The following is a 24,668-nucleotide window of genomic DNA, read 5'->3' on the forward strand; positions in this document are numbered from 1 at the left end:
ACTGCTAAATAGATGAAATTCAATTTGGTAGCACTATTTTTGGTACGATTCCAAAAGAAAGGGATGTGCCCGGAGTATGCCAAAACATATACCCTCCAAATGCCATTTGCAACAGAGGGAACAGTATATGCCTTAGATTGCCCTGATTAGTAATTCTTAGGTTAAGCCAGGATTGAAACAGCTACCGGATACTATCACTACTTACCGATTACCAGCAGAATGTAACGGTTCGTCTAATTCCAGCCATCCGGTATTTGTATGCCAGTGATTCCGGGCCAAACTGTTTAAGCTTTTTTTAAGCAGGTCGCAGGTCTGGCGCTGAAACGGTAGGTCCTATGCCTTTCATATTGGTTCAAACCGTGCCACTTTGGACGATCACAGGAAACCGGTTATATAGTGATCAAAAAATGATATGGCCAACGAACTTTTTCGCTTGATCCTTGATCCTCCATTACAGCCCGCTGATCTTTCGAGATCAGACAAAAAAAATCCTGCCAGCATTAACTGACAGGACTAATTTCCTCTACATGGATTTGGTAAATGTGCATCAAATTATTGTAACCACCTGATAATCGAAGATATGTTAGACCCACTTGGGCTCTAACCGGGATCCTCCTGCCCCGAAAGCTTTCCAGGCAGTCAGCAGCAATCGCTATTTCAGGGACAAACAATAAAGCCGCTTCGAAACGAAGCGGCTTGTGGGCCCACCTGGGCTCGAACCAGGGACCTCCTGATTATGAGTCAGAAGCTCTAACCAACTGAGCTATAGGCCCTCAACATACTCCCAAAAGCCGGCTATTTTGTGCAAATCCCTCGGAGGCTCCGAAAGTGGCTTTTCACCCGTTTTACCTTGCTTTTGGGACTGCAATGTTACATATTTGATTTTACTTTCACAACTTATACCTGCATGAAAAACCGTCCGGAAATCCAACACCTGATCTTTGACCTGGGGAATGTAATCTACGATATTGACTACCAGCGAACCTTTGACAAACTCTATAGCCGCCTGCCGGAAGACAAACATCCCCTGGTAAAGGAATTTATGGTATCCCCGCTGCACATGGACCTGGAAACGGGAAAAATCGACGAAGCCGCCTTTCGAAACGGCGTGCGGGACTACTTCACCGCAGATTGGGAAGATGCCTGGATCGACGAGGTCTGGAACAGCCTGCTCGTGGATATCCCTCAGGAACGCATCGACCTGCTGCTACAACTCAAACAACGCTACCCCCTGTACCTGCTGAGCAATACCAATTCCATCCATTTTACAGTGGTGGAACAGGTGTTTTTGCAAAAACTCCCCGAAAATACCTGGCCTCGGCTATTCGATCACTTGTTTCTGAGTCACGAGATGGGCCTGCGTAAACCCGGGGAAGCGATCTACCAATCGGTGTTGCAAACCTTGGGCGCCAAACCGGAAGCATGTCTGTTTTTTGATGACTTGAAAGAAAACCTTTTGGGAGCAGAGAAGGTTGGCATACAAACCCACCACATCGACCATCCAAAAGCGCTGATCCACTTTTTCCAACAACATGTATAGTACCAAAGACTACTTCAAACACGGATTTCTCTTTTTCTTGACGCTGATTGCCACCACCCTCGCCGGAGGGGAATGGCTGTTTGGACGCAGCATCCTCTCCAGTGAAAAACCGCTCACCTGGCCCTACTTTCTGCGCTCCCTGGAGTTTTCCGTACCCTTTTTGGGCATCCTGCTGGTACACGAACTCGGACATCTGCTGACCTCCATCTACCACCGGGTACGCTCCTCGCTGCCCTTCTTTATTCCGGCCTGGCTGGGATTTATCGGCGCCCCCTCTATCGGGACCTTCGGCGCCGTCATTCAGATGAAAAGCCTGGTCAGTAGCCGCAAAAAGTTTTTCGACATCGGCGTAGCCGGACCCCTGGCGGGGTTTGTGCTGGCTGTGGCCGTATTGGCGTATGGATTTACCCACCTGCCGGAGGCTTCGTATATCTACGAAATACACCCGGAATACGCCGATCCCAATTACGACAAAGCAGCGGATGAAAATGTGATGGACCTGGAACTGGGCTACAATCTCCTGTTTTGGCTGATGCAGGAGACCCTGGCCGACCCGGAAAGAATGCCGGAAATGGCCGAGGTGATCCATTACCCCTACTTGTTTGCCGGCTACCTGGCCCTGTTCTTTACGGCCATAAACCTGCTGCCCATTGGACAACTGGATGGGGGACACGTGGTCTTTGGCCTCTTTCCCAAACTGCACAAGGAAATGTCCCTGATCGCCTATACCGTTTTTTTGTTTTTTGCCGGACTGGGGGTGGTAAGCCCCTTTGAAGAACTCAGTTACCTGGTATTCGCCCTACCGCTGTACATCGGCTTTTTGTATATCTGCTTCCGCAAATCCGGATTATCCCCGGCCAACCAATGGCTACTGGCCCTGGGCATTGCCGCCCTCCAATACAGCCTTTCCAGCTTTTTCCCCGGCATTCAAGGGTATTCCGGCTGGCTGCTGTTTGCGTTTCTTATCGGACGGGTCCTGGGCATCCGCCACCCGGAAGTACCCGACGGCCGCCCCCTGGACGACCGACGAAAGCTTATCGGCTGGATCGCTATCCTGATCTTTGTCCTTTGCTTTATCCCCCAACCTTTCATGATCGAGTAACGGTTATCTAGTTAAAACCTTGAAAAAATCCCCCTTGCCCTCTTTAAAAAAGGGGGATTTGCTGAAATTGGAATTCTCTGCTGAATTTTGCCAATGTAATCGGCTTGGGGTAGGAACAGGTTTTTTCAGACGACCAAGTCGAACGTACATGATTCCCCCTTAATAAGGGGGCAAGGGGGATTTACCTACGTAACTATCAATAAATCCGTATATAGAATAAAGGAAACCATCTGAAAAATCCCCTCCTTACGAATTAAAATTTCTAAGTAAAAAATTGAGGTTTAATGGATAATTTTTAGGTTCTTTCAGGCGATTTCTTCCCTGCAACAAAAATTTGAAAGAATTTTCAAGAGAAGTACGATCTCATTCAACGCTATCCGAGGTTTTACGTTGGCAAAAACTACGGGCAGGTCAATTTCGAGGCTACGCATGTAACAGGCAAAAGCCATTAGCAGATTTTATTGTCGATTTTTACTGCAAGAGATTACCATTGGTCATTGAAATTGATGGAGTAAGCTACTTCCATGCTGAAGGCTACTAACCGGAAAATAGTTTTAGTTCAAGTTTAAAACCTTGAAAAAAATCCCCCTTGCACCTTTTAAAAAAGGGGGATTTGCTGAAATTGGAATTCACTGCTGAACTTTGCCAATGTAATCGGCTTGGGGTAGGAACAGGTTTTTTCAGACGACCAAGTCGAACGTACATGATTCCCCCTTAATAAGGGGGCAAGGGGGATTTACCTACGTAACTATCAATAAATCCGTATATAGAATAAAGGAAACCATCTGAAAAATCCCCTCCTTACGAATTAAAATTTCTAAGTAAAAAATTGAGGTTTAATGGATAATTTTTAGGTTCTTTCAGGCGATTTCTTCCCTGCAACAAAAATTTGAAAGAATTTTCAAGAGAAGTACGATCTCATTCAACGCTATCCGAGGTTTTATTTTGGCAAAAACTACGGGCAAGTCAATTTCGAGGCTACGCATGTAACAGGCAAAAGCCATTAGCAGATTTTATTGTCGATTTTTACTGCAAGAGATTACCATTGGTCATTGAAATTGATGGAGTAAGCTACTTCCATGCTGAAGGCTACTAACCGGAAAATAGTTTTAGTTCAAGTTTAAAACCTTTAAAAAAATCCCCCTTGCCCCCTTGAAAAAAGGGGGATTTGCAGAAATTGGAAATCACTGCTAAATTTTGCCAATGTAATCGGCTTGGGGTAGGAACAGGTTTTTTCAGACGACCAAGTCGAACGTACATGATTCCCCCTTAATAAGGGGGCAAGGGGGATTTGCTGAAATTGGAATTCTCTGCTGAATTTTGCCAATGTAATCGGCTTGGGGTAGGAACAGGTTTTTTCAGACGACCAAGTCGAACGTACATGAATCCCCCTTAATAAGGGGGCAAGGGGGATTTGCTTACGATCAGGTTTTTAGGTACGTTTCTGGCATTAAGATTTGTTCCTGGACCTTGTTGGAGCGTAGCAGCCCTGCGCTACCCGGGAAATGCGACCTCGCGAAATTTCAGTCCTCTTCCTCCAATTCCCGGTAGGCCAAAATTCCGCCAAGCACGTTTCGTACCTTGGGAAATCCCTTGCTTTCGAGAAATTGCTTGGCATTGCCACTCCTGGCGCCGGAACGGCAATGGATGATGATCTCTTCTTCTTTGTGAGGCTCCAATTCGGCCAACTTATGAGGCAACTGGGCCAAAGGAATCAACCAGGCACCGAGGTTATCTTCCTCGTATTCGTAGGTCTCCCGCACATCGATAAACACAAACTTTTCGTTCTTATCCAGACGTTCTTTCAATTCGTCTACTTCTATATCTTTCATAACCTATTTAACGATTATTCGCTCGGTAACTACGCGGTTACCCTGCGTGTATTTGATGAGGTACAGCCCCTTCTGGACCGCTGTAAAAGTAAGCATTTTCCCATTTTTATCCCCCTCCTGCGGGATTTTTATCTGCCTTCCCTGAAAATCGTACACGACCACATCCTGTACCTCGCCACGAATCCACAAGCGCTCCGTTACCGGATTGGGGTACAGGCGAACGTCCGGATTCGCCGGTTCGGCGCCCTCCGGAAGCAATTCCGGGCTGAGGTGCGGTCGGATCATCAGGTTGCCGCGTACCTGCTCGTTTTGCTGCCAGGCCCCCAGGACGTTGTAAAAGATCCGCTCGCCGGTATCGCTGCTTTTGTCCAGGCCCAGGTGCAGGTAGTCGTTGGAAAACTGGGTAAACCCCACATAGAAAGTGTCACGTACCACCACGGTCGTGTCGATGGAGAAATAGGCAAATCCCGCCGGATCGGTATCCGGTGGAATCACCACTTCCTGCCGCAGCAAAGGTTCGTTTTCCAGGGAATCCCAGACCATCAGTTCAATGCCGTTTCCACGCTGGAGGGCATTGGTAAATTTCATGCTGATCCCCGTCAATCGACCTGGATTCAGCGCCCGGTACTGTACGGCCAGCATGCCTCCCCGCTGATTGATACCTGCCGCATAATCCGCCGAACCGTCATCGTAGGCGTAAAAATCCCGAAAGGGGATTACCATGCGGGCGGTATCGTTTCGTCGAAAATCCACCGATTCCTGAAACAAGGTGTCTTCACCGGTAACGGACTCCACCAAAAAACCATCTCCGGCAGAAAGTTGCACCTGTACCTGCAGGTCAAAGGGGCTGTCGGTCAGCAATTCGAGTTCCCCGGAAAGGCTGCTGAAAAAATCCCTGCGTTCCAGCGCCTGCGGCACCGGATTAATCGGACTATTCAGATCCGGCTGGGCAATAAGCCGCCCCGAGCTCAGCTCCCGCAACTCCACCGTAAATTGCATGGCCCGGAAGCGATTGGTCAGGTTGTAGAACTGGCTTTCCACCCTTCCGGATACCTGATCTCCCGCAAATTCAAAATGGGGAATGGCGTGATAGGGCGCAAAGGGGCTGCCCGGGAGTCGGGTCAATGCGCGGTCGCTGCGAAACAGATCCTGCGCGCTTCTGCCTTTGTTGAGAAAAACGTAATCGACCACCCAGGTATCAAAAGGACCGGACAAGCGCCCGGTTTGGCCGAATTTGAACCGAAAATTGGCATGTTGGTACGCGGGCGGTACGGGCAGGATTTCTTGCTGAAACTCCTCCGGGGAGTTCTCATCCCCACCCGACTGCGTCCAGACGGGTACCCAGTTTCCCTGTTCGTCCAAAAAGGACAGGACCAACGCATCCTGCGCATCGGGCTGCTCCCCCCTGCCGCCCGCCTGCCAGAAGAAGCTCAGGTAGAGGCTCCCCTCTTCTGCAGCGCTGATTCCGGTCAAATCAATGGGCAGAGATAGGAGCGCATCCCCTTCTCCATTTTCCAATGCATTTCGGGAGTAGGGGTTGCCGCTGGCATCCACCCCATCCAAATATACCACGCCCAGTGAGGGAGGCTGGATGCCGATGCTATAGGAAGGAAAGGCCCCTTGCGTTTCCCACTTTTCCTCCGAAAGGATACCACTTGAAAAATCGTCCCAAAAGGGCAAACTCAGGGGAATCTCCTGCGTCCGCAATGCCTCCTTTGTGGGCATTTCCTGCGGATGGTTCGGTACCAGGGGCAATTGGCGAAATTGGGCCAGGACTTCCGGTGGAAGCGCAAGGCCCAGTAAAAAAAGGCAGCAAAAACCGAGGATTCCGTGAGCGGTCATTCAAAGTTTAATTCATCGGTCAGTTGGGATACCCATACATCCACGCGTTCGCCGGTCTTCATGTCCAGTCCGGGGGGCGGCAATTGCTTGATGACCGTTCCCTTGGGTACGGTGTCGGTTTCGACGTAATTAATGGTTCCCATACTCAATCCCGACCCGAGAATCAGGAACTCTGCCTCCACATCGTCCATTCCAATGATGTTAGGCATTTCCAAAACCTGGTTGCCGAGGCCGTCCCCGACCACCAGGTCTATTTGGGAACCTTTGGGAATCTCAAAGCCTTCTTTGATCTCTCTTCCCCGGTATTTTTGTTCCAATACCGCGTTTAGACCGATGTCCGGCACGTACACAATGTCTCCCCGGACCAGACCAAAATTAGCGAGGATTTCCTGGGCATTTTTCAATGGGGTATTGACCAGATTGGGCATGCGCACCATGGGTGCATTTCTGGCATTGAGCGTCACGTAGATTTTCCGGTTTTGCTTGACTTTGGATCCGGGTTTTGGATGTTGCTTCAGCACTTCCAGGGGATCCGCTTCGGCCACAAACCCGCTGTCCGGCTCAATCTCCAGCAAGAGTCCCCTGCCTTCCAGGTAGGAACGTACCTCTTCGTAGTCGAAGCCCTCCAGATCCGGAACGGTGACGGACTCGCCGTGGTGGGTATATCCGGGTAAATAGATTTTAAAAAACACCAACAATAGGGCGAATGCAATGCCCATGATGATCAATAGGTGCATTCCTATTTTTTTTAATCCTGTTTTTAATTCACTCATCGTAGTTACACTTATTTCCCAGTACGCGCAACCGCTTCCCGGGTCGTTTCCTAAGTACCGGCAAATTACAGCTATAATTTTAGAAGAAGTAGGATAAAGCGGGTATTTTTACCATAAAACGTGGGCGTCGACGGTTTGGTATCACTGAATAAGTAATCTTTTCACCTGGGTCCAACGATCTCCGGTAATTTTCACGACAAAAAATCCCGGCCCCAACAGCGCCCTGCTAAAGGAATACGTCTGGTTAAGGGTACTGGGAAACAGCTTATCGCAGGCCAATTGCCCGGAGGTGGTATAAATCTGTACGCGCAGGTCCTCGTAATCTTCCAGGTTAAATGCCAAATTGAACACTTCGTTAGCCGGATTGGGATACAGCAGCAGCTCATCAGAATCCGGCACCACCGGCTGCGGATTGTCCGACAAGAACAATTCGATATCGTCCAGGTACAGGACGGCTTCCGGACGCCGCACGCCTTCTACCTTGAAATACAGGCGTAAATCTTCCAAGCCCGCATAGTTGTTCAGGTTGATAAAGGCCGAGGTAAAGGATTCCTTCGACTCCGGCAACACACCCGGAGGCCCGGGCAGCGTTTCCAGGGCATCGCCATTTTGTTCCCACAGCTGAATTCCACTGAGACCCCCGTTTGTACTGATCCACAGGGAAAGGGAGCCTTCCTGTTGGGTAAACCCGGCCCCGGCCCAATCAAAAAACAGGCCGGCACGGGAAGTGCCTGTTAGCGAAAACTGCGGGGAAGCCAGCCAATAGGTATTGTCGGGCTCCATTCGGGTAAGCACCAGCAATTCGCTTTCCCCGTTGCTTTCGGCATAGGTATCCCAGGCCAGTTGATTCGATTCCGGATTGATGCTCACCCATTCCTCAAATTGCTCCGGTCGGTCAAAATTCGCCCTCCAGGGACTACGCACCCGGGTGCTGTCAAAGACCAGGTACTGCCGCAGCTCGTCGGCTGCCGGTTGGTTTTGATCAAAATTGGGGTCCCGCAAGACATAATCCAGTCGGTTGAGTCCCAGGCGTAGTGGATTGGTATTGGGCAGCACCACCGTCGCCGAGGTGCCCGCCGGCAGCTCCTCCTCCACCACCAGGGTGTCGGTGAGGCTGATGTTGAGGGTGCGTACCACCCGAAACCGCTCAATGTCCAGGTTCCCGGTATTTTGAACCAGTACCCGTTCCCTTCTCTGGTCCCGGCCCACCACGGGGAGTGGGTTTTGCAGCGAATTCAGGGCAAATTCGTAGGTAAAAATCTCCTCCGGCTCCACCCGAATATCTTTGATATACAGATTGTTCCCGAAGCCATTGATGGAAACGAATGCGATCCGAACGTCCGGATTGCCCGCATAGGGAGACAGGTTGATGATCTCCTTCCGAAACTGCCCGGAGTTGGTCGGCACAAATTCACTGAGGGTTTCTGGCTGGGTAGCCAGGCTCTCACCGCTTTTGTTGTATGCCGCGGACAAGAGGTCAAAGGTGTTGCCACAATCGGTAGAAATGGCTACCAACAGATTCTCCTGCAGGCTGGGATTGTCGTAGGGTGCATAAGCCATTTCAAACGACAGCTGCGGTCGCGGGAGATTGCTTAGATCGAAACGGGGGCTGATCAGGTAGTCCAACTCCCCGCTTCCGTTGTAATTAAAACTGTTGACGTAAAACAGGTCTTGCTGCGTTCCGTCGAGCAGGCGGGTAATGGGTTGCCAGGTAATGGCATTGTCGGGATTGAGGATGTCCCAGCCGGTCTGGGCAAGGTGACCCGGATAGTCGTAGGGTAAATCTTCCTCGCGAACCAACCGCGCGATGGTTTGAATCCGGTTGTTAAAGGGATTGCCGTCGGTTGCACCGTTGACTTGAGAGATGCTGACCTCCAGGTTGTTTTCCAATCCCGGAAAAAGTACCGGATCGAATGTCAGGTCGGCCTGACCTTCCGATTCCAGGCTGAGCGCAAAGGTCTGACGGACCAAAACCTGCTCGTTTAAGGCCAATTCAAGCTCTACAGAGGTGATGGTGGACAATCCGGTATTGAGCACGCGGACCTTTGTGGGTACCTGCTCGGAGCAGTTGAAGCCCACCGGAGATAGAAATTTTTCGAGTGCCAGATCCAAATCGAGCATTTCCGGCTCTTGCAGGGCCCGGCTGCTGAGCAGGGAATTTCTTCGCGGACTGAAGGCCAATACTACCTCCATGCGATCCACCTGACCGGCCGTGAACAAACTCATGCACCGATCGGGGGTGTAGTCCATGAAATTTTCCACCATGTCCCGGGAATTGCAGGTTTCCCGGGGAGTGGGCGAGCAAACGGCATTGAATCCGTTTTGCAGGGGCGTATCCGTCACAAAATCGTCTACTTCACAGCCCCCGTCTCCCCAGATGTGTCGCAGGCCAAAGAAATGGCCCAACTCATGGGTGGCGGTCCGTCCCCTGGAGCTTTCCGTCACATTCCCCACGCTTCCAAAATGGAAGGTGTCGATCCCGATTCCATCCATTTCACGGAAGGTGGGCGGATTGGTCAGCCCGTCCAATTCGTCGGAAACGGGAAAACTGGCATAGCCCAATTGTGTGGGTACCAGCGGAAGCACCCAGATGTTCAGGTACTCTTCCGGTGGCCAGGACACCATATCGGCAACCAAGGCTGCATCCCGGGAACTGTATTCGTCTTTGGGTCCCTGCACGCGGTTGATACCGTTCGTAGGCAAGCCATCGGGACGTTGCCTGGCCAGAACAAACTCCAGGTTGGGGCTCGCTGCTACGCCTAAAAATTCGCTGGGTGTATTGGAAAAATCCGGATTTCGTTGTTGAAAATCTTCATTGATGATTCGGATTTGGTCCAAAATCTGGGCCTCGGTGATATTGGTACCCGCGCCCACCGACTCGCCTTTGTGAATCACTTGCACGACGACGGGAATCTGACGAAGCCCCTCCGACTGTCGGCGGCTGTTCCGGGAACTTTCCCGGAGTTGTTCTTTTTTGTCGTCCAGCCAGCCTTCAAAGTAGCCCCTTGAACCAAAATAGCCGAGTTTATCGGCTTGTTTCTTTTCGATAAAAACGGCTCCACAGCGCTCCGAATGAACGTGCTCCTCCGATAGTGGAAGGGAAACTTGCCCGGATACCCTATCCGCAAACCCCAGAAAAAAGAATAGCACTGATACCGCTATCCGTATCAGTGCTTGACCGTTCGTTTTTGCCATTACAGGAACCGCATCAGGCCACTTCAACATTGACCGCTTCCACTTTGGTGATTTCCGGTATCGCTTTCTTGATGGCCTCCTCTACGCCTGCTTTCAGGGTCATGGTGGACATGGGGCAGGAACTGCATGCACCGGTCAACTCGAGCTGCAAAACCATCTCGGGCGAAAGCCCGATTACCCGGACATTCCCTCCATCCGCTTCCAAATAGGGCCTGATCGTATCCAACGCAAGCTCGATTTGATCTTTGTATTGTTCCAGCATCATCTATACTTTTATCTGTACTACCTCTGTTTTACTCATTTCCGCGTTCCGGATGGCTACCTGTCGGGCGACATTTTCGGCAAAATTGCCAAATGCCTCCGCGATCAACCCCTCTTTCATCACCGCAGGATAGCCGCTATCGCCACTTTCCCGAATGCCCTGTACCAGCGGTATTTCACCCAGGTAAGGCACGTTGTATTTTTCTGCCAGGCGTTTACCACCCCCTTCACCGAAAATGTAATACTTGTTTTCCGGCAATTCAGCAGGTGTAAAGTAAGCCATATTTTCCACAACTCCTAAAACCGGAACGTTGATCTGAGCCTGCTGAAACATGGTAAGCGCCTTGGTCGCATCTGCCAGCGCTACTTTTTGCGGCGTGGTCACGATGACCGCACCGGTCACCGGCACGGTCTGCACCATGGTCAGGTGAATATCGGAAGTCCCGGGAGGCAAGTCGATCAACAGGTAATCCAACTCTCCCCAATCCACATCGCCGATAAACTGCTTTAGCGCCGAGCTGGCCATGGGGCCTCTCCACACCATCGCACTCTCTGCGGGCGTCAGAAATCCAATCGACATCAATTTGACTCCGTATTGCTCTATGGGTAGGATAACGTTTTTTCCGTTATCTTGTTTCACAGCGGGCTGTTCGCCCTCTACATTAAACATGGTAGGTACGGAGGGTCCAAATATATCGGCGTCAATCAAGCCTACCCGGGCACCCGACCGGGCCAGTGAAACGGCCAGGTTCGACGAGCAGGTACTCTTTCCCACTCCCCCTTTGCCGGAGGCTATCGCAATAATGTTTCGTACTTTGGGTAAAAGCGGCGCATTGTCCCGGATGGTGGTGACATTGGACGTCATGAATATGTCGGTCGACACCTCTTCTCCAAAGGCTTTTTTCAAGGCTTCCTCACAGTTCATCCGAATAAGCTCTTTGAGCGGACAAGCGGGTGTGGTCAATACCACCTTGAAACGAATGGTCTGATCGGCTGTAATCTCCAGGTCCTGAATCATTCCTAAAGTGACCAGGTCCTTTTTCAAATCCGGATCTTCTACCGTTGCTAGCGCTTTTAATACATTCTCTTTAGAAAGGGTCATTCCTGTTTTTTTGATTTTCCTGCAATTTAGGGGTAATCTGCCGTTTATTAAAATTAAAACCGGAGGTAATACGTCCTTCGTTATGTCAACTTTCGCCGTAGATAAATAGTTTCTTTTCGAGAAAAGTTATGTACCTACCATCTTTCACCGATTAACCCTATCTTTGTAGATCGATAGTTACCTATGGCCATCTCCAATGAAACCACCGAAAAAGTCAGGGAACGCGTTGACATTGAAGAAGTAGTCAACGACTACGTTACCCTGAAGAGAAAAGGGCAAAACCTGTGGGCATGCTGCCCTTTTCATCAGGAAAAAACCCCTTCCTTTTCGGTCTCTCCCGCCAAACAAATCTACAAATGCTTTGGCTGCGGTAAGGCGGGTGATCCCATCCAATTCATTATGGACATCGAGGGTATCGGGTTTGTAGAAGCCATCCGCCACCTGGCAAACCGGTACGGGATAGAAATCGAAGAAGAAAGCAATAATACGGACCCGGAAGCCCTGCAGGCCTACAACGAGAAAGAAAGCCTTTTCATCGCCCTGAATTTTGCACGGGAATTTTTTCAGCAAAACCTGACCACGGAAGAAGGACAATCCATCGGTCTGAGTTATTTCAAGGAAAGGGGTTTTACCCCGGCCATTATCGAAAAATTTCAGCTGGGCTATGCCATGGACAGTTGGGACCGGCTACTGGTACAGGCAAGGAAATCCGGGTTTGAAACCGGAATTCTGCGAAAAGCAGGCCTGATTCTGGAACGGGAAAACAACCCCGACAACTACTACGACCGATTTCGGGGCCGGGTGGTGTTCCCCATCCACAACCTGAGCGGCAAAACCATCGCCTTTGGCGCCCGCATCCTGACGCAGGATAAAAAACAACCCAAATACATCAATTCTCCCGAAACGGCGATCTACCACAAAAGCGACGTGCTGTACGGGATTTTCCAGGCCAAGCAGGCCATCCGGCAGCAAGACAATTGTTACCTGGTAGAGGGCTACACGGATGTGATTTCCATGCACCTTTCCGGAGTAGAAAACGTGGCTGCTTCCTCGGGCACCTCGCTGACCGAAAGCCAAATCAAGCTAATCAAACGGTTTACCGACAACGTGACGGTTTTGTACGACGGAGATGCGGCCGGTATACAAGCTTCCCTGCGGGGCGTCGACCTGTTGCTGGAAGGCGGGCTGAACGTCAAAACGGTGGTATTCCCGGACGGAGAGGACCCCGATAGTTTCGCCCGAAAATCAGGAGCCGCCGATTTCCGCCGCTTTATCGAATCGCAAGCCAAGGATTTTATACAGTTTAAGATTGATTTTTTTACCCGCGATGCGGAGAACGACCCAATAAAAAAAGCCGCCGCCATCCGAGAGGTGGTGAGTAGCATTGCCCGGATACCCGATCCGATCACCCGATCCGTCTATGCCCGGGAATCGGCCCGCTTGCTGTCCATGGAAGAGGACCTGTTGCTGGCAGAACTCAATCGGCAGTTGCTAAAAACCCGTTCGAAGGATGCCAGGCAGTCCGGCGAAAGCCTGCCTAGTCCTGTGGAAGACCTGCTACCCGTCGACCCGGCCCTGGAGGAAAAACCCGGACCCCGGCAGCAGAAGGAAGAGCGGGAACTGATCCGTATCCTGATCAATTATGGCTTCGAGAAAGTTTCCGACGAAATGCACGTGTGCGAATACCTGCTGGAGGAAATCAGGGAACTGGAATTTTCCACCCCGGTGTACCAGAAACTTCTGGAGCATTACAAACAAGCCCTTCTTCAGGGCATATTGCCGAAATTTGATCATTTTTTGAAAATCCAGGACGGGGAAATCAAACAAACGGTGGTAGACATGATTGCACAAAGCCGGGAAATATCCGCAAATTGGGAATCAAGGCATCAAATATTCACCCACCGGGAAACAGATGATTTGTCGGCGACCACCTACCGTACTTCCCTTCGCCTCAAGAGCGCCTACCTTAAAAAGATGCGCCTGGAAGTGCAGGAAAAAATCAAAGTTGCCGGGGAATCCGATGTGGAGGAATTGCTGCGGATTCACATGGAAATTACCCAGTTAACAACCAAAATTGACCGGGAACTGGGAAACGTGATTCCTTCCAAAAACTAAACTAAAATTTTGTAAAAACGGTTAAGAAAATAATTAATCGTAATTTTGCAACTTGATTTATCGCGTAGAACGAATAAAATGACCGATACCATTCAATTAGATCCGATAGAGGAAGCCATAGATGCCATCAAAAATGGAAAGATCGTCATCGTCGTGGACGACGAAGATCGTGAAAACGAAGGAGATTTTGTGTGTGCGGCAGAGATGGTCACCCCGGAGATCATCAATTTTATGGCAACCCATGGCCGGGGTCTAATCTGTGCACCGCTGATCGAGGACCGCTGCGAAGAGTTGGGCCTGGAACTGATGGTCGGCACCAATACCGCGGCCTTTGAAACACCTTTTACCGTCTCCGTGGACCTGATCGGACACGGCTGCTCCACGGGTATTTCAGCCAGCGACCGCTCCAAAACCATCAAAGCGCTGATTGACCCCTCCATCAAGCCGGAAGAGCTGGGAAAACCCGGACATATTTTCCCGCTGAAAGCCAAAAGGGGCGGTGTTTTGCGCCGGACCGGCCACACGGAAGCGGCGATTGATCTGGCGCGCATGGCCGGCTTGCAACCCGCGGGTGTGCTGGTCGAAATCATGAACGAAGACGGGAGCATGGCCCGATTGCCGGACCTGATAGAGGTAGCCAAAAGATTTGACCTGAAACTGGTCTCCATCAAAGACCTGATCGCTTACCGGCTCAAACACGAATCCCTGATCAGGCGGGAAATCGGGGTGGAAATGCCCACGGAATGGGGTGATTTTGACCTCATCGCCTTCCGGCAGACAAATACGGATGAGATTCACATGGCCCTGATCAAAGGCAGCTGGGAACCCGACGAGGAAGTCATGGTACGGGTACATTCCTCTTGCATTACAGGGGATATTTTTGGTTCCTGCCGCTGTGATTGCGGTCCGCAACTGCACAAGGCCATGAAAATGGTGGAAGCAAACGGAAAGGGACTGGTTCTGTACATGAATCAGGAAGGACGTGGCATCGGCCTGATCAACAAGCTAAAGGCCTACAAGTTGCAGGAAAAAGGGATGGATACCGTGCAGGCCAACCTGGCCCTGGGTTTCCCCATGGACAAACGGGATTACGGGGTAGGCGCACAGATACTGCGGGACCTGGGTGTGAGCAAGATCAAGCTGATCACCAACAATCCTACCAAACGCGTGGGGCTATCCGGGTACGGGCTGGAGATTGTGGATACCGTGCCGCTGGAGATCACCTCCAACCCCCACAACGAGCGGTACCTGCAAACCAAGCGGGATAAAATGGGCCATCAAATCCTCTCACAGAGTAAGGAGTAAACGGGCTCTTGGTAGAAATCCTTCAACAAACCGTACAGTAATTACGTATCAGGGGGTAGAAACAAAAATCAACACAGTTATGAAACGAGCCATCTATTCATTGGTACTACTGGTACTGATTTCCTCCGGCACCTTTGCTCAGGAGTTTCCTTCGCAGGTCTGGCACGACGGTAAGGTATTTCTAAGCTCGGGCCAAATCCATGAAGGGAAAGTTAAATACGACCTGGAAGCGAATATTGTGCAGGTGCAGTCAAATGTAATGGAAACCTTCAGTTCCGCCTCCATCAGCCATTTTGAAATTTTTGACGAAATTTACGGAGGTATACGGGTCTTTTACAGCCTGCCCTATGCGCTGAATTCCGATTACAAAACACCGATTTTCTTCGAATTACTGACCGAGGGCGAAGACATCACCTTGCTTTGTAGGGAATTTATCACGGTAGATAACCGAAATTTCAACACCATGGGCATGCGAGGCATGTACATGAACCCCATGTGGGGAATGCCCATGGGAATGGGGTTTAACCGGCTGGATTTTGAGTTTTTCTTCCTTCGGGACCAGAAAATCTACCGGTACAGCCAGAAAAAGCGGGAGTTGTTCAACGAATTCATGGATGACCGTTCCGCCGAGGTGAAACTTTACATGAGAAAAAACAGGCTTTCGCACGATAAGCGCGGAGATTTGCTCCGGATTACGGCCTATTACAACCAAATTAAAGAGAATTCTTAATGACAAAACCGTTAATCTTGGTTTCCAATGACGATGGGATCACCTCCCGGGGAATTCGGGTACTCGTCGACGTAATGAAGCAATTGGGAGAGGTAGTGGTAGTGGCTCCGGACAGCCCCCAGTCGGGCATGGGACACGCCATCACCATTGGAAACACCCTCCGCCTGTCGGAGGAAGAAATTTTTCAGGACGTGTTGGCCTACAAATCCAGCGGGACACCGGCAGACTGCGTCAAACTGGCCAAGCACTACGTTTTAAAAGACAAAAAGCCCGACCTGATCGTCAGTGGGATCAACCACGGAAGCAATACTTCCATCAGTGTCTTGTACTCGGGAACCATGTCCGCCGCCATCGAGGGAGCCATAGAAGGTTACCCCTCGATTGGCTTTAGTTTGTGTGACTATGGCTCGCATGCAGATTTTTCTCACGTGGAGAATTACGTGTACCAGATAGCAAAGCAAGTCCTCGAATTTGGCATACCCAAGGGAGTGGCCTTAAACGTGAATTTCCCGCCCAAAAGAAACGAGCCGCTCAAGGGGATCAAAATATGCCGGCAGGCACGGGCCAAATGGCAGGAAGACTTTGAAGAAAGATACGACCCCAACGGAAGAAAATATTTCTGGATGGCAGGTAATTTCGTCAATTTTGACAAAGGAGAAGACAACGACGAATGGGCGATCGCCAATAACTATGCCGCCGTGGTCCCCTGCCAATTTGATATGACCGCACACCATGCCATCGCGCAGATAAACGACGATTGGGATTGGGAAGGCCTGAAAACGAACATCTAACACCGGTCGCCAACACCTGCTATTTTCCTGAACCGTACTGCTTGTCCAAAAAATCCCTGAAGTAACAAAAAACGTAAAACCCTTGGAAGCTACCCCAGACGATGCCTATGCCTTGCCCGCCGGTACCCGAATCGGGCACGTGCACCTAAAGGTAACGAATTTGGAACGATCGCTCGAATTCTACTGTGGACTCCTGGGTTTTGACCTGATGCGTACCTATGGCAAAGATGCTGCTTTTATCTCGGCCGGCGGATATCACCACCACATCGGTCTAAACACATGGTTCAGCAAAAACGGAACGGCAGCTCCCAAAAACAGCGCCGGCCTGTTTCACACGGCCATTCTCTATCCGAGCCGAAAGGAACTTGCCGCTATTCTTCAGCGCCTGCTCCAGGCAAGGTATCCCCTGACAGGAGCGGCCGACCACGGGGTATCCGAAGCCCTGTACCTGGACGACCCGGATAAGAACGGGGTGGAATTGTATTGGGACAGGGCGGTAGATCAGTGGCCAAGAAAACCAGACGGCTCCCTGGAAATGTATACCCGCCAACTGGACCTGAGAGGCTTACTGAGGGAACTAACGGAATAAAAATTCGGCACCCGGTGTCGAGTTTGGCGTATTATTTGTTTTGGTAAGGACATGAGATACCTATTCCGTACCACACCCTTCCTCTCGCTCACCGGGCTGTTTTCGCTGCTTACCTACGCTCCTGCCTTAGCACAGATGCAGCCCGACATCCCTCAGCCCCGGGGACCCGTGGACTTGAGCGATACAAGCAATCTGGTGATTTTTATCATCCTTCCGGCCATCATAATCGTTCTGATTTTTTTCTGGAGACGGGCGGTAAAAAAAAGGAACGCCGAAAGGGAGCAGGAAAAGTAAGCCTGATCAGTGGTTCCTGAGTCGTTCGATCAATTCACTTTTGCGAAGCTTACTGATGCCCGAAAGCCCAATTTCACGCGCTTTCTGGTACAATTCCTTTCGGGTCCACTCCTGTTTTGTGCGCGACGTGATCGCTCTTTTTTATATCTATTGATTTTCAGTTATTTACGATTTTTAGATTTGAATTTTGGGTCATGCGGGGCTATTTTTAGCCTATGTTTGTTAGAAAGAACAAGAATAGAAGTGGTTCGGTAAGCATTCAGATTGTCCGAAAGGTTAAGCGGAAAAACAAATTGATCAAAACGGTGGGCATTGCCCACACCAAGAGGGAAGAAGAACTGCTTTTATTGCTTGCTAACAATGAAATTGAACGTTTGAAAGGTGTTTCTGCGCTGTTTGTTGAACATGATGATCTGGTAGTAGAAAGTTTTGTAGAAAGCCTCTCAAACGACCATTTGCAGAAGGTTGGAGCAGAACTTGTTTTAGGCAGGATATACCAAAAAATAGGCTTCCCGCAGGGCGGGTCACTCGATTATTTTAAAAATCTCGTTTTGTGTCGGTTGGTTTATCCTGGAAGCAAGCTAAAGACCGTTGAGTACTTTAAGAAACATCTAAAAGTAGATGTCAGTGTCTATTCTATTTATCGTTTTCTTGACCAGGTGGATCAAAGTCTGAAACCTATTATCGAGAAAACAACTTTTAACTACACCAAAAAGCTTTTGGATGGTCGTATCGGAGTCGTCTTTTATGACATGACTACCCTTTACTTTGAGGCCTCAGAGCCCGATGATTACCGGATTCCGGGTTTCAACAAGGACGGCAAGCATCAGCATCCCCAGATCATGATCGGACTTTTGGTCAGTAACAATGGCTATCCCATCGGCTATCAAATCTTTGAGGGGAACACATCGGAGACAAAAACTTTAATACCTGTACTCCAGAACTTTCAAAAGAAGTTTGATATCGCCACACCCATAGTAGTTGCAGATGCGGCCCTGTTATCCCAAGCCAATATTGATGCTTTGCAAGAACATGGTTACCAATACATACTGGGAGGAAGAGTGAAAAATGAGACGGAAGTCATAAAACAGCAAGTAATTGCCCTTCAGGTAGCCGAAGGCAGGCCACAAGAAATAAAATCAAAAAACGGGAGGTTGATTGTCAGCTATTCAGCAGGAAGGGCTAAAAAGGATGAAAAAAACCGGGAAAAGGGGCTGAAAAGACTGGAATCGAAAGTAAAAACCGGAAAGATCAGCAAGCAACACATCAACAACCGAGGGTACAACAAATACCTTAGATTGGAAGGAGAAGCCAGCGTGAACATTGATTATCAGAAATATAATGCCGATAAAATCTGGGATGGGCTGAAAGGATATATAACCAACACTCTGCTCAGCAGGGAGGAGATTATTGGCCAATATTCACAGCTATGGCAAATAGAAAAAGCCTTTAGAATATCAAAGACAGACCTAAGAATCCGACCGGTTTATCACAGGCTCAGAAACCGGATAGAGGCCCACATTTGTATTTGTTTTGCAGCTTACACGGTATATAAAGAACTCGAAAGGCTTATCATTATTAACCAAATCAGACTATCTCCCGAAAAAGCCATAAACGAGATCAAGGAAATAAAGCAGCTGAGCTATACCTTACCAAAATCAAAAGAGACTAAAACCAAAATCCTAAAGCCTACGAACGAGCAGGAATGGTTATTAAATTTGGAAATTTAATCTTGGGTCATGCGTTGCACAAAACAGGAATTTCACGCGCTTTCTGGTACAATTCCTTTCGGGTCCACTCTTCATAGGGAGATGCACTTCCTCCTTTTTTACCGGCCACCCGATCCGGGGTATTTGCAATCCGGGCGGCTTTTTCCTTGCCGTAACCCTTTTCCCTCAGGGCCTCGTACTGTTCTTCGTTTTTGATTTGCGGACGTTTTTCAGTTGGCATGATCGTGTTGGTTAGGCGTTATCTCTTCTGAACCGATCGCTTTCACTGCTCCATTCCTTGTCGGCCTCTTTGGCACGCATCAGTTCATCCTTCGCTTTTTTCATTTCTTCCGTAGACTTTTTCTTGCTGGAAGGTTTGTCAGTAGCGGCTTGCTTCCCGTCTCTGACTTCTTCCTGGGCTCGTTGAAAACTATTGTCTTCGAAATCCCCCGTCTCGGACTGTGTGTTTTTTTTCGTCATCATGGGTTTTTACTTTTTTCCTTTTACCAAACAGGAATCCAAAACCATTCCAAAAAGACCCCAAGAACTTTTTTCACAGGAAAATTTTACCTGAAGTACCATTTTATTTGCTTATCCTTTCCCAAGGAAATATATTCACGTAGCAATAGTTCGAAAAAATTTTATAGAAATATGAGCGATAATTCAAAAAAATCAAGAAGAAGCTTTCTTAAGGGAAGTCTCCTGGCCCTGGGAGGCATCAGCATTGTCCCCCGACACGTGTTGGGAAAAGGCTATCTGGCCCCCAGTGACCACCTGACCAAGGGTGTTATTGGGGTCGGTGGCATGGGAAGGGGTCATTTCAAGTACGCAGGAACCAAGACCGTGGCCATTTGTGACGTAGATACCCGGCACATTGGCATTGCACAGGAAACGCTGGGCCAGGGTGTAAAAACGTTTTCGGACTACCGGGAGCTGATCCAATTGCCCGAAGTGGATATTGTTCATATTGCCACTCCCCCGCACTGGCACGGAATCATGGCCGTAGATGCCGCGCGCGAGGGCAAGGACATCTGGTGCGAAAAACCCATGACGCGCACCATCGGGGAAGGAAAAAAGGTCGTAGAAGCCATCCGGCAGCACGGGAATATCTTTCGCTTGAACACCTGGTTTCGCTTCGATGCCAATTTTTACGGCATGAATACGGAAGTGAAAAACATCAAAAAATTGGTGGATTCGGGAATGTTGGGCTGGCCACTGAAAGTAACCGTGGGCAAGCTGACGGGCTTTGATTGGAAATTTTACTGGGTAGGAAGGACCGGATTGGATACCATGCCCGTACCCCGGGAACTGGATTACGATCGCTGGTTGGGGCCTGCCCCTTTCAAGCCCTACCACGAGCACCGCACCCATGGCACCTTCCGCGGCTACTGGGACTACGACGGAGGCGGCCTGGGAGACATGGGACAGCATTACATGGACCCCATTCAGTATTTTCTGGGCAAGGACGATACCAATCCGGTGAAGGTGGAAATCGATGCACCCCAGCAGCACCCGGATGCCGTGGGCACCTGGCGAAAAATCACCTATACCTATGCCGACGGTTGCCAGATCATTCTGGACGGAGAGGGCACGACCGAAGCCCCCTACATAGAAGGTCCCAACGGAAAACTCTACCGGGGATTCAAATCGGATATCCCGAATATGGAACGCAAACTGGCGCAGTTTCCGGATCCTGCTCCCCAGGTAACGGACTTTGTAGATGCGGTGAAAAATCGGAAGAAATTTGCTCTTAACGAGCAGAACGGGCACCGTTCCTGTACGCTGGTAAACATGGGACTGGTGGCCCTTCGCCTGGGCAGAAGTCTGGAGTTTGATCCGGATAAGCAGGAGTTTATTAACGACGAAGGCGCCAACCGACTAATCGATCAACCCATGCGCGCGCCATATACCATCTAAATGCAACTTATTTTAAAGGAACAATTCAAAACGATGCAAAAACACCCCATAAAAAAAATAGCCTTGGTAGTGGGCCTGGTCCTTGGACAGGTATTTTTCGGCCTGGCGCAAAATCAACTGGATCAGGGACGGACCACCGCCACCAAAATCGCGGATCTGCTCAATCGGTTTCCTGCCCCAAATGCGCAGGCCTTGCAAAACGCCATGGAACAGATGGAAGATCTGGGCAGCGAGGGAATTACCCAGATGGCCCTAATGCTAAAGCCAGGTTCAGCCAATGAAAAACTGGAATACGCCCTGGCAGGCTTCGCGTTTTATGCCAGCGATCCCTACCGGGAAAACCTGGCACGTATGGCCGTGCAGGCGTATGGAAAAGCCTTGGATCAACTGGAAGATCCGGAGGCGAAAAACTTTCTTTTGACGCAATTCAAGTGGATCGGAAAAGAGGATGCCACGCCTTACGTGGAGCCCTATTTGCTAGACGAACGCCTTTCGGGTACGGCCGCACGCGTGATGGCCAATATTGGTTCGGAATCTGCGGAACGCGCCCTGGTCCTGGCTTTGAGTGCCACCGATTCGAACAGCCAAAAGGCCAATTTTATCGAAGCACTGGGGAGTTTCTCCAGCTCCGAAGCCCTGGATGAAATCACTCCCTATGCCAGCGCTTCCGATCCGGAATTGAAAAAAGTAGCGCTATACGCCCTTTCTCAAATCGCTGACCCGGCGAGCGCAAAAGTGCTCTACACGGCAGCGGAAAATGCGGGTTTCACCTACGACCCCAGCAATGCTTCGGGGGAATACCTGGGCTACATAGCCAGGCTCGCAGAAAAAGGAGAAACAAAAACGGCACTGAAACTGGCGAAGAAGCTCTATAAAAAAACCAGTACCAGCGACCAATTCCATACCAAAGCCGGTGCTTTGGGCCTGATCGTCCAACTTCAACCGGAAAAAAGCAGTGACCTGTTATCCGAAGCCGCCCTTGATACGCATCCCCGTTTCCGGGGAACGGCATTGACCCTATTGACAGATGAGACCTTGGTAGCGGAGCTGGATGTCTGGAAAAACACCCTCGATAAAGGAACACCGGAGGCAAAAGCAGCGCTTATCCGAAGGATGGGAAAGGTGCAGGACCCGGCGGTTGCCCAGGCGCTGCTGCCTTACCTGAGCAATGAAAACGAAACAGTCCGAATGGCCGTCGTACCCGCCTTGGTAACTGCCGGCAACGACCTGGCGCTGGAGCCGCTACTGGATCGGCTGGAAATGACTCCGGAGGAAGCGGAGACCGAAGTTCTGCTTACCGCATTGAAAACCATGAAAGGCCCACAAGTGACGGAGGCAATTGCCGACCGAATTTCCGATGCGTCCCCGGCAACGAAAATCCAGCTTATCGGATTGCTGGCATCGCGCGCGGCCGAAGCGCAAATAGGCGTGGTGTTTGAAGCCACGGCGGACTCCAACCCGGAAGTGAAGCAAGCCGCCCTGTCGGCCCTCGCAGACATGGCCAGCCCCGGCGACCTGGATAAATTGGTCGGCTTGTTACGCAGCGAACAAAATCCCGCCAATTTGGAAAAAATCCAGGAGGCCATCATCGTAGCAAACGCCCAGAAAGACGATCTTGCCGCAGAAACCCGATGGGCGATGGACCTGTTGCCCCAGCTACCTGCAGACAAACAAGCGTACCTGTATAAAGTATTGGCGAAAACTGGCGGAAAGGTAGCCCTGGATAAATTGCAAAACATCTACGAAACCGGCAATCCCTCCCGGCAGGCAGCCGTGGTAGCCGCACTAAATCAGGCAGACGACGCGGCGGCCAATGTGGCCTTGCTCCACATCGCCCGTCAGGCGGCAAATGCCCCCCTGCGTGAAGATGCCTTGATGGGGTTTATCCGTCTGGTACCACTCGTGGACGCAACAGCCACGCAAAAGGTACTCATGCTCCGCAATGCACTGGAACTCGCCGAATCCGATGAAACGGTGCTGGCAGCACTGGGGCAGTTGGGTAACTACCCGACCCTGCAAGCCTTGTTGGTAGCCGCCGAATACCAGGAACAAGGGGCCTACCAGCAGTCTGCCGCGAGAGCGGTGATGAACATCGTGCTGAACAACGAGGAGATCTATGGAGAAAAAGTACGGGAGATCGTGTCAAAAACCATTGCGGTTATCAGTGGACAAGACAGTCAGTATTACAAAACCTCCTTGCAGAAATACCTGGATGAAATGCCGGAGGGCAAAGGCTACTATTCCCTGTTCAACGGAGAAAACCTGGAGGGCTGGGAAGGGGTAATCAGTAACCCCATTAAACGGGCCGAAATGAACGAACGCACGCGTGCAAGAGAGCAGGCGAAAGCCGACGAAATCATGAAGACCGGTTGGAAAGCCGAAGACGGCCTGCTGATTTTTACCGGAGAGGGACAAAACATCGGCACTACCAAGGACTTTGGTGATTTTGAGTTGTTCGTAGATTGGAAAATAACGGAAGACGGGGATGCCGGGCTTTATTTGAGAGGCACACCCCAGGTTCAAATATGGGATACTGCCCGTACGGATGTAGGAGCCGAGGTAGGCTCCGGCGGCTTGTACAACAACCAGACCTACCCCAGCAAACCCCTAAAAGTGGCAGACAATCCGGTGGGCGAATGGAATACCTTTCATATTCGCATGCAGGGGGAAAAAGTCACCGTATTCCTGAATGGCGAGCGGGTGGTGGATGAGGTTCCTCTGGAAAACTACTGGGACCGCGATCAACCGATTTTTCCGGAAGGGCAATTGGAACTGCAGGCGCACGGTACGTACGTGGCCTACCGGGACATCTACATCCGCGAACTAACGGGTGCACCGACTTTTGAACTTAGTCAAGAAGAAAAAGAGGAAGGATTCGAGGTGCTGTTTGACGGAAACGATTTGGATAAATGGACCGGAAACAAGACGGATTACGTGGTGGACAATGGCGTTTTGGCCATCTACCCGGACAGGGGCGGCAGCGGCAACCTGATGACGGAAAAAGAATACGGTGATTTTGTCTTCCGCTTTGAATTCAAGCTCACCCCGGGTGCCAATAACGGGCTGGGAATCCGGGCCCCTCTGGAAGGAGATGCCGCCTATGTGGGCATGGAATTGCAAATTCTGGACGATACCGCTGAAATATACAGTCAATTGAAAGAATACCAGTACCACGGCTCCCTTTACGGGGTGGCGGCCGCCAGCAAAGGCCACCAAAAGCCGGTGGGCGAATGGAACTACCAGGAAGTGATCGTACAGGGCGACCAAATCCAGGTCATCCTGAACGGTACGAAAATACTGGATGTAAACATCGCGGCGGCCAAGAAAAACGGTACCCTGGACGGTAGGGAGCATCCGGGGCTTTTCCGGGAAAAAGGGCATATCGGCTTCCTGGGCCATGGAGACGTGGTATTTTTCAAAAACATCCGGGTGAAAGCGCTCTAATTACCCGGCTCACATCCCAAAAAAAGAGGTTGCTTCTTCAGGAAGCAACCTCTTTTTTTGTTCCAATGCCAGGCACGCAAATCCCTGCTATCCTTCCTCCTGAAAAATCGAACGGTTTCAAAAAAAC

The 24,668-nt window shown here is 50.3% G+C and carries 22 protein-coding genes and 1 tRNA gene; 13 read left to right on the top strand and 10 right to left on the bottom strand.

What is annotated here, in order from left to right; all coding sequences use genetic code 11:
• Positions 1 to 699: 699 nt before the first annotated feature.
• Positions 700 to 773 (bottom strand) — tRNA-Ile (locus ABWH99_RS18305).
• Between the two features lie 134 nt (positions 774 to 907).
• Between ABWH99_RS18305 and ABWH99_RS18310 the strand changes: the two genes are divergently transcribed.
• The 4 genes from ABWH99_RS18310 to ABWH99_RS18325 all read left to right on the top strand — a co-directional run bounded on the left by ABWH99_RS18310 (position 908) and on the right by ABWH99_RS18325 (position 3,738).
• Positions 908 to 1,540 carry an HAD family hydrolase gene (locus ABWH99_RS18310; protein ID WP_375583259.1) on the top strand — a complete coding sequence of 211 codons (633 nt, stop codon included), beginning with the start codon at positions 908 to 910 and terminating at the stop codon, positions 1,538 to 1,540.
• Positions 1,533 to 2,642, top strand: a complete 1,110-nt coding sequence (locus tag ABWH99_RS18315) for a site-2 protease family protein (RefSeq protein WP_375583260.1) — start codon at positions 1,533 to 1,535, stop codon at positions 2,640 to 2,642. The genes ABWH99_RS18310 and ABWH99_RS18315 overlap by 8 nt, the downstream gene beginning before the upstream one ends.
• A gap of 334 nt (positions 2,643 to 2,976) precedes the next feature.
• Positions 2,977 to 3,183 (top strand): endonuclease domain-containing protein, encoded by a 207-nt coding sequence (locus ABWH99_RS18320; protein WP_375583261.1) that lies wholly within the window; start codon positions 2,977 to 2,979, stop codon positions 3,181 to 3,183.
• A 348-nt stretch (positions 3,184 to 3,531) separates the two neighbouring features.
• Positions 3,532 to 3,738: an endonuclease domain-containing protein gene (locus ABWH99_RS18325; protein ID WP_375583262.1), complete on the top strand. Its 207-nt coding sequence runs from the start codon at positions 3,532 to 3,534 to the stop codon at positions 3,736 to 3,738.
• 427 nt (positions 3,739 to 4,165) lie between these two features.
• Here the strand turns inward: ABWH99_RS18325 and ABWH99_RS18330 are convergent, their stop codons facing one another.
• The 6 genes from ABWH99_RS18330 to ABWH99_RS18355 form a co-directional block, all read right to left on the bottom strand.
• Positions 4,166 to 4,474, bottom strand: a complete 309-nt coding sequence (locus tag ABWH99_RS18330) for a rhodanese-like domain-containing protein (protein ID WP_375583263.1) — start codon at positions 4,472 to 4,474, stop codon at positions 4,166 to 4,168.
• Positions 4,475 to 4,477: 3 nt separating this feature from the next.
• Positions 4,478 to 6,316 carry a T9SS type A sorting domain-containing protein gene (locus ABWH99_RS18335; protein WP_375583264.1) on the bottom strand — a complete coding sequence of 613 codons (1,839 nt, stop codon included), beginning with the start codon at positions 6,314 to 6,316 and terminating at the stop codon, positions 4,478 to 4,480.
• Complete coding sequence (locus ABWH99_RS18340; protein WP_375583265.1) at positions 6,313 to 7,089, bottom strand: PASTA domain-containing protein; 777 nt, start codon at positions 7,087 to 7,089, stop codon at positions 6,313 to 6,315. Before ABWH99_RS18340 ends, ABWH99_RS18335 begins: the two co-directional genes overlap by 4 nt.
• 141 nt (positions 7,090 to 7,230) lie before the next feature.
• Positions 7,231 to 10,314: a M43 family zinc metalloprotease gene (locus tag ABWH99_RS18345; protein ID WP_375583266.1), complete on the bottom strand. Its 3,084-nt coding sequence runs from the start codon at positions 10,312 to 10,314 to the stop codon at positions 7,231 to 7,233.
• Entirely contained in the window at positions 10,298 to 10,546 is a 249-nt protein-coding gene (locus tag ABWH99_RS18350; RefSeq protein WP_375586595.1) for a NifU family protein, read from the bottom strand. Before ABWH99_RS18350 ends, ABWH99_RS18345 begins: the two co-directional genes overlap by 17 nt.
• A 3-nt stretch (positions 10,547 to 10,549) precedes the next feature.
• Entirely contained in the window at positions 10,550 to 11,647 is a 1,098-nt protein-coding gene (locus ABWH99_RS18355; RefSeq protein WP_375583267.1) for an Mrp/NBP35 family ATP-binding protein, read from the bottom strand.
• 183 nt (positions 11,648 to 11,830) lie between these two features.
• On the opposite strand from ABWH99_RS18355, the gene dnaG reads away from it, so the two are divergent.
• The 6 genes from dnaG (at position 11,831) to ABWH99_RS18385 (ending at position 17,471) form a co-directional block, all read left to right on the top strand.
• Positions 11,831 to 13,762 (top strand): DNA primase, encoded by a 1,932-nt coding sequence (gene dnaG / locus ABWH99_RS18360; RefSeq protein ID WP_375583268.1) that lies wholly within the window; start codon positions 11,831 to 11,833, stop codon positions 13,760 to 13,762.
• A 78-nt stretch (positions 13,763 to 13,840) separates the two neighbouring features.
• Positions 13,841 to 15,067 (top strand): bifunctional 3,4-dihydroxy-2-butanone-4-phosphate synthase/GTP cyclohydrolase II, encoded by a 1,227-nt coding sequence (locus ABWH99_RS18365; protein WP_375583269.1) that lies wholly within the window; start codon positions 13,841 to 13,843, stop codon positions 15,065 to 15,067.
• A gap of 79 nt (positions 15,068 to 15,146) precedes the next feature.
• Positions 15,147 to 15,797: a hypothetical protein gene (locus tag ABWH99_RS18370; RefSeq protein ID WP_375583270.1), complete on the top strand. Its 651-nt coding sequence runs from the start codon at positions 15,147 to 15,149 to the stop codon at positions 15,795 to 15,797.
• The gene (gene surE, locus ABWH99_RS18375) at positions 15,797 to 16,588 is read left to right on the top strand and encodes a 5'/3'-nucleotidase SurE (RefSeq protein ID WP_375583271.1); all 792 of its coding nucleotides are present in this window, start codon (positions 15,797 to 15,799) and stop codon (positions 16,586 to 16,588) included. Before ABWH99_RS18370 ends, surE begins: the two co-directional genes overlap by 1 nt.
• A gap of 82 nt (positions 16,589 to 16,670) precedes the next feature.
• Positions 16,671 to 17,177 (top strand): VOC family protein, encoded by a 507-nt coding sequence (locus ABWH99_RS18380; RefSeq protein WP_375583272.1) that lies wholly within the window; start codon positions 16,671 to 16,673, stop codon positions 17,175 to 17,177.
• A 51-nt stretch (positions 17,178 to 17,228) separates the two neighbouring features.
• A complete protein-coding gene (locus ABWH99_RS18385) occupies positions 17,229 to 17,471 on the top strand; it encodes a hypothetical protein (RefSeq protein WP_375583273.1) in 243 nt (80 codons plus the stop codon).
• 6 nt (positions 17,472 to 17,477) lie between these two features.
• Here ABWH99_RS18385 and ABWH99_RS18390 read toward each other — a convergent pair whose 3' ends face one another.
• A complete protein-coding gene (locus ABWH99_RS18390) occupies positions 17,478 to 17,564 on the bottom strand; it encodes a Rho termination factor N-terminal domain-containing protein (RefSeq protein ID WP_375586596.1) in 87 nt (28 codons plus the stop codon).
• 122 nt (positions 17,565 to 17,686) lie between these two features.
• On the opposite strand from ABWH99_RS18390, the gene ABWH99_RS18395 reads away from it, so the two are divergent.
• Positions 17,687 to 19,201, top strand: a complete 1,515-nt coding sequence (locus tag ABWH99_RS18395; protein ID WP_375583274.1) for an IS1634 family transposase — start codon at positions 17,687 to 17,689, stop codon at positions 19,199 to 19,201.
• Positions 19,202 to 19,208: 7 nt separating this feature from the next.
• Here ABWH99_RS18395 and ABWH99_RS18400 read toward each other — a convergent pair whose 3' ends face one another.
• Both ABWH99_RS18400 and ABWH99_RS18405 read right to left on the bottom strand, forming a co-directional pair.
• Entirely contained in the window at positions 19,209 to 19,421 is a 213-nt protein-coding gene (locus tag ABWH99_RS18400) for a Rho termination factor (protein ID WP_375583275.1), read from the bottom strand.
• 11 nt (positions 19,422 to 19,432) lie between these two features.
• A complete protein-coding gene (locus ABWH99_RS18405; protein ID WP_375583276.1) occupies positions 19,433 to 19,663 on the bottom strand; it encodes a hypothetical protein in 231 nt (76 codons plus the stop codon).
• Between the two features lie 168 nt (positions 19,664 to 19,831).
• On the opposite strand from ABWH99_RS18405, the gene ABWH99_RS18410 reads away from it, so the two are divergent.
• A complete protein-coding gene (locus ABWH99_RS18410; protein ID WP_375583277.1) occupies positions 19,832 to 21,097 on the top strand; it encodes a Gfo/Idh/MocA family oxidoreductase in 1,266 nt (421 codons plus the stop codon).
• 33 nt (positions 21,098 to 21,130) lie between these two features.
• A complete protein-coding gene (locus ABWH99_RS18415; protein WP_375583278.1) occupies positions 21,131 to 24,541 on the top strand; it encodes a DUF1080 domain-containing protein in 3,411 nt (1,136 codons plus the stop codon).
• The last annotated feature ends 127 nt before the right edge of the window (positions 24,542 to 24,668 follow it).

Source organism: Cyclobacterium xiamenense (genome assembly GCF_042140265.1).
In the GTDB taxonomy this organism is placed as follows: Bacteria; Bacteroidota; Bacteroidia; order Cytophagales; family Cyclobacteriaceae; genus Cyclobacterium; species Cyclobacterium xiamenense_A.

Coding starts and splice junctions, on each gene's coding strand:
- ABWH99_RS18310 (WP_375583259.1), top strand. CDS start 908: ATGAAAAACCGTCCGGAAATCCAACACCTGATCTTTGACCTGGGGAAT.
- ABWH99_RS18315 (WP_375583260.1), top strand. CDS start 1,533: ATGTATAGTACCAAAGACTACTTCAAACACGGATTTCTCTTTTTCTTG.
- ABWH99_RS18330 (WP_375583263.1), bottom strand. CDS start 4,474: ATGAAAGATATAGAAGTAGACGAATTGAAAGAACGTCTGGATAAGAAC.
- ABWH99_RS18335 (WP_375583264.1), bottom strand. CDS start 6,316: ATGACCGCTCACGGAATCCTCGGTTTTTGCTGCCTTTTTTTACTGGGC.
- ABWH99_RS18340 (WP_375583265.1), bottom strand. CDS start 7,089: ATGAGTGAATTAAAAACAGGATTAAAAAAAATAGGAATGCACCTATTG.
- ABWH99_RS18345 (WP_375583266.1), bottom strand. CDS start 10,314: ATGTTGAAGTGGCCTGATGCGGTTCCTGTAATGGCAAAAACGAACGGT.
- ABWH99_RS18350 (WP_375586595.1), bottom strand. CDS start 10,546: ATGCTGGAACAATACAAAGATCAAATCGAGCTTGCGTTGGATACGATC.
- ABWH99_RS18355 (WP_375583267.1), bottom strand. CDS start 11,647: ATGACCCTTTCTAAAGAGAATGTATTAAAAGCGCTAGCAACGGTAGAA.
- dnaG (WP_375583268.1), top strand. CDS start 11,831: ATGGCCATCTCCAATGAAACCACCGAAAAAGTCAGGGAACGCGTTGAC.
- ABWH99_RS18365 (WP_375583269.1), top strand. CDS start 13,841: ATGACCGATACCATTCAATTAGATCCGATAGAGGAAGCCATAGATGCC.
- ABWH99_RS18370 (WP_375583270.1), top strand. CDS start 15,147: ATGAAACGAGCCATCTATTCATTGGTACTACTGGTACTGATTTCCTCC.
- surE (WP_375583271.1), top strand. CDS start 15,797: ATGACAAAACCGTTAATCTTGGTTTCCAATGACGATGGGATCACCTCC.
- ABWH99_RS18385 (WP_375583273.1), top strand. CDS start 17,229: ATGAGATACCTATTCCGTACCACACCCTTCCTCTCGCTCACCGGGCTG.
- ABWH99_RS18395 (WP_375583274.1), top strand. CDS start 17,687: ATGTTTGTTAGAAAGAACAAGAATAGAAGTGGTTCGGTAAGCATTCAG.
- ABWH99_RS18400 (WP_375583275.1), bottom strand. CDS start 19,421: ATGCCAACTGAAAAACGTCCGCAAATCAAAAACGAAGAACAGTACGAG.
- ABWH99_RS18405 (WP_375583276.1), bottom strand. CDS start 19,663: ATGATGACGAAAAAAAACACACAGTCCGAGACGGGGGATTTCGAAGAC.
- ABWH99_RS18410 (WP_375583277.1), top strand. CDS start 19,832: ATGAGCGATAATTCAAAAAAATCAAGAAGAAGCTTTCTTAAGGGAAGT.
- ABWH99_RS18415 (WP_375583278.1), top strand. CDS start 21,131: ATGCAAAAACACCCCATAAAAAAAATAGCCTTGGTAGTGGGCCTGGTC.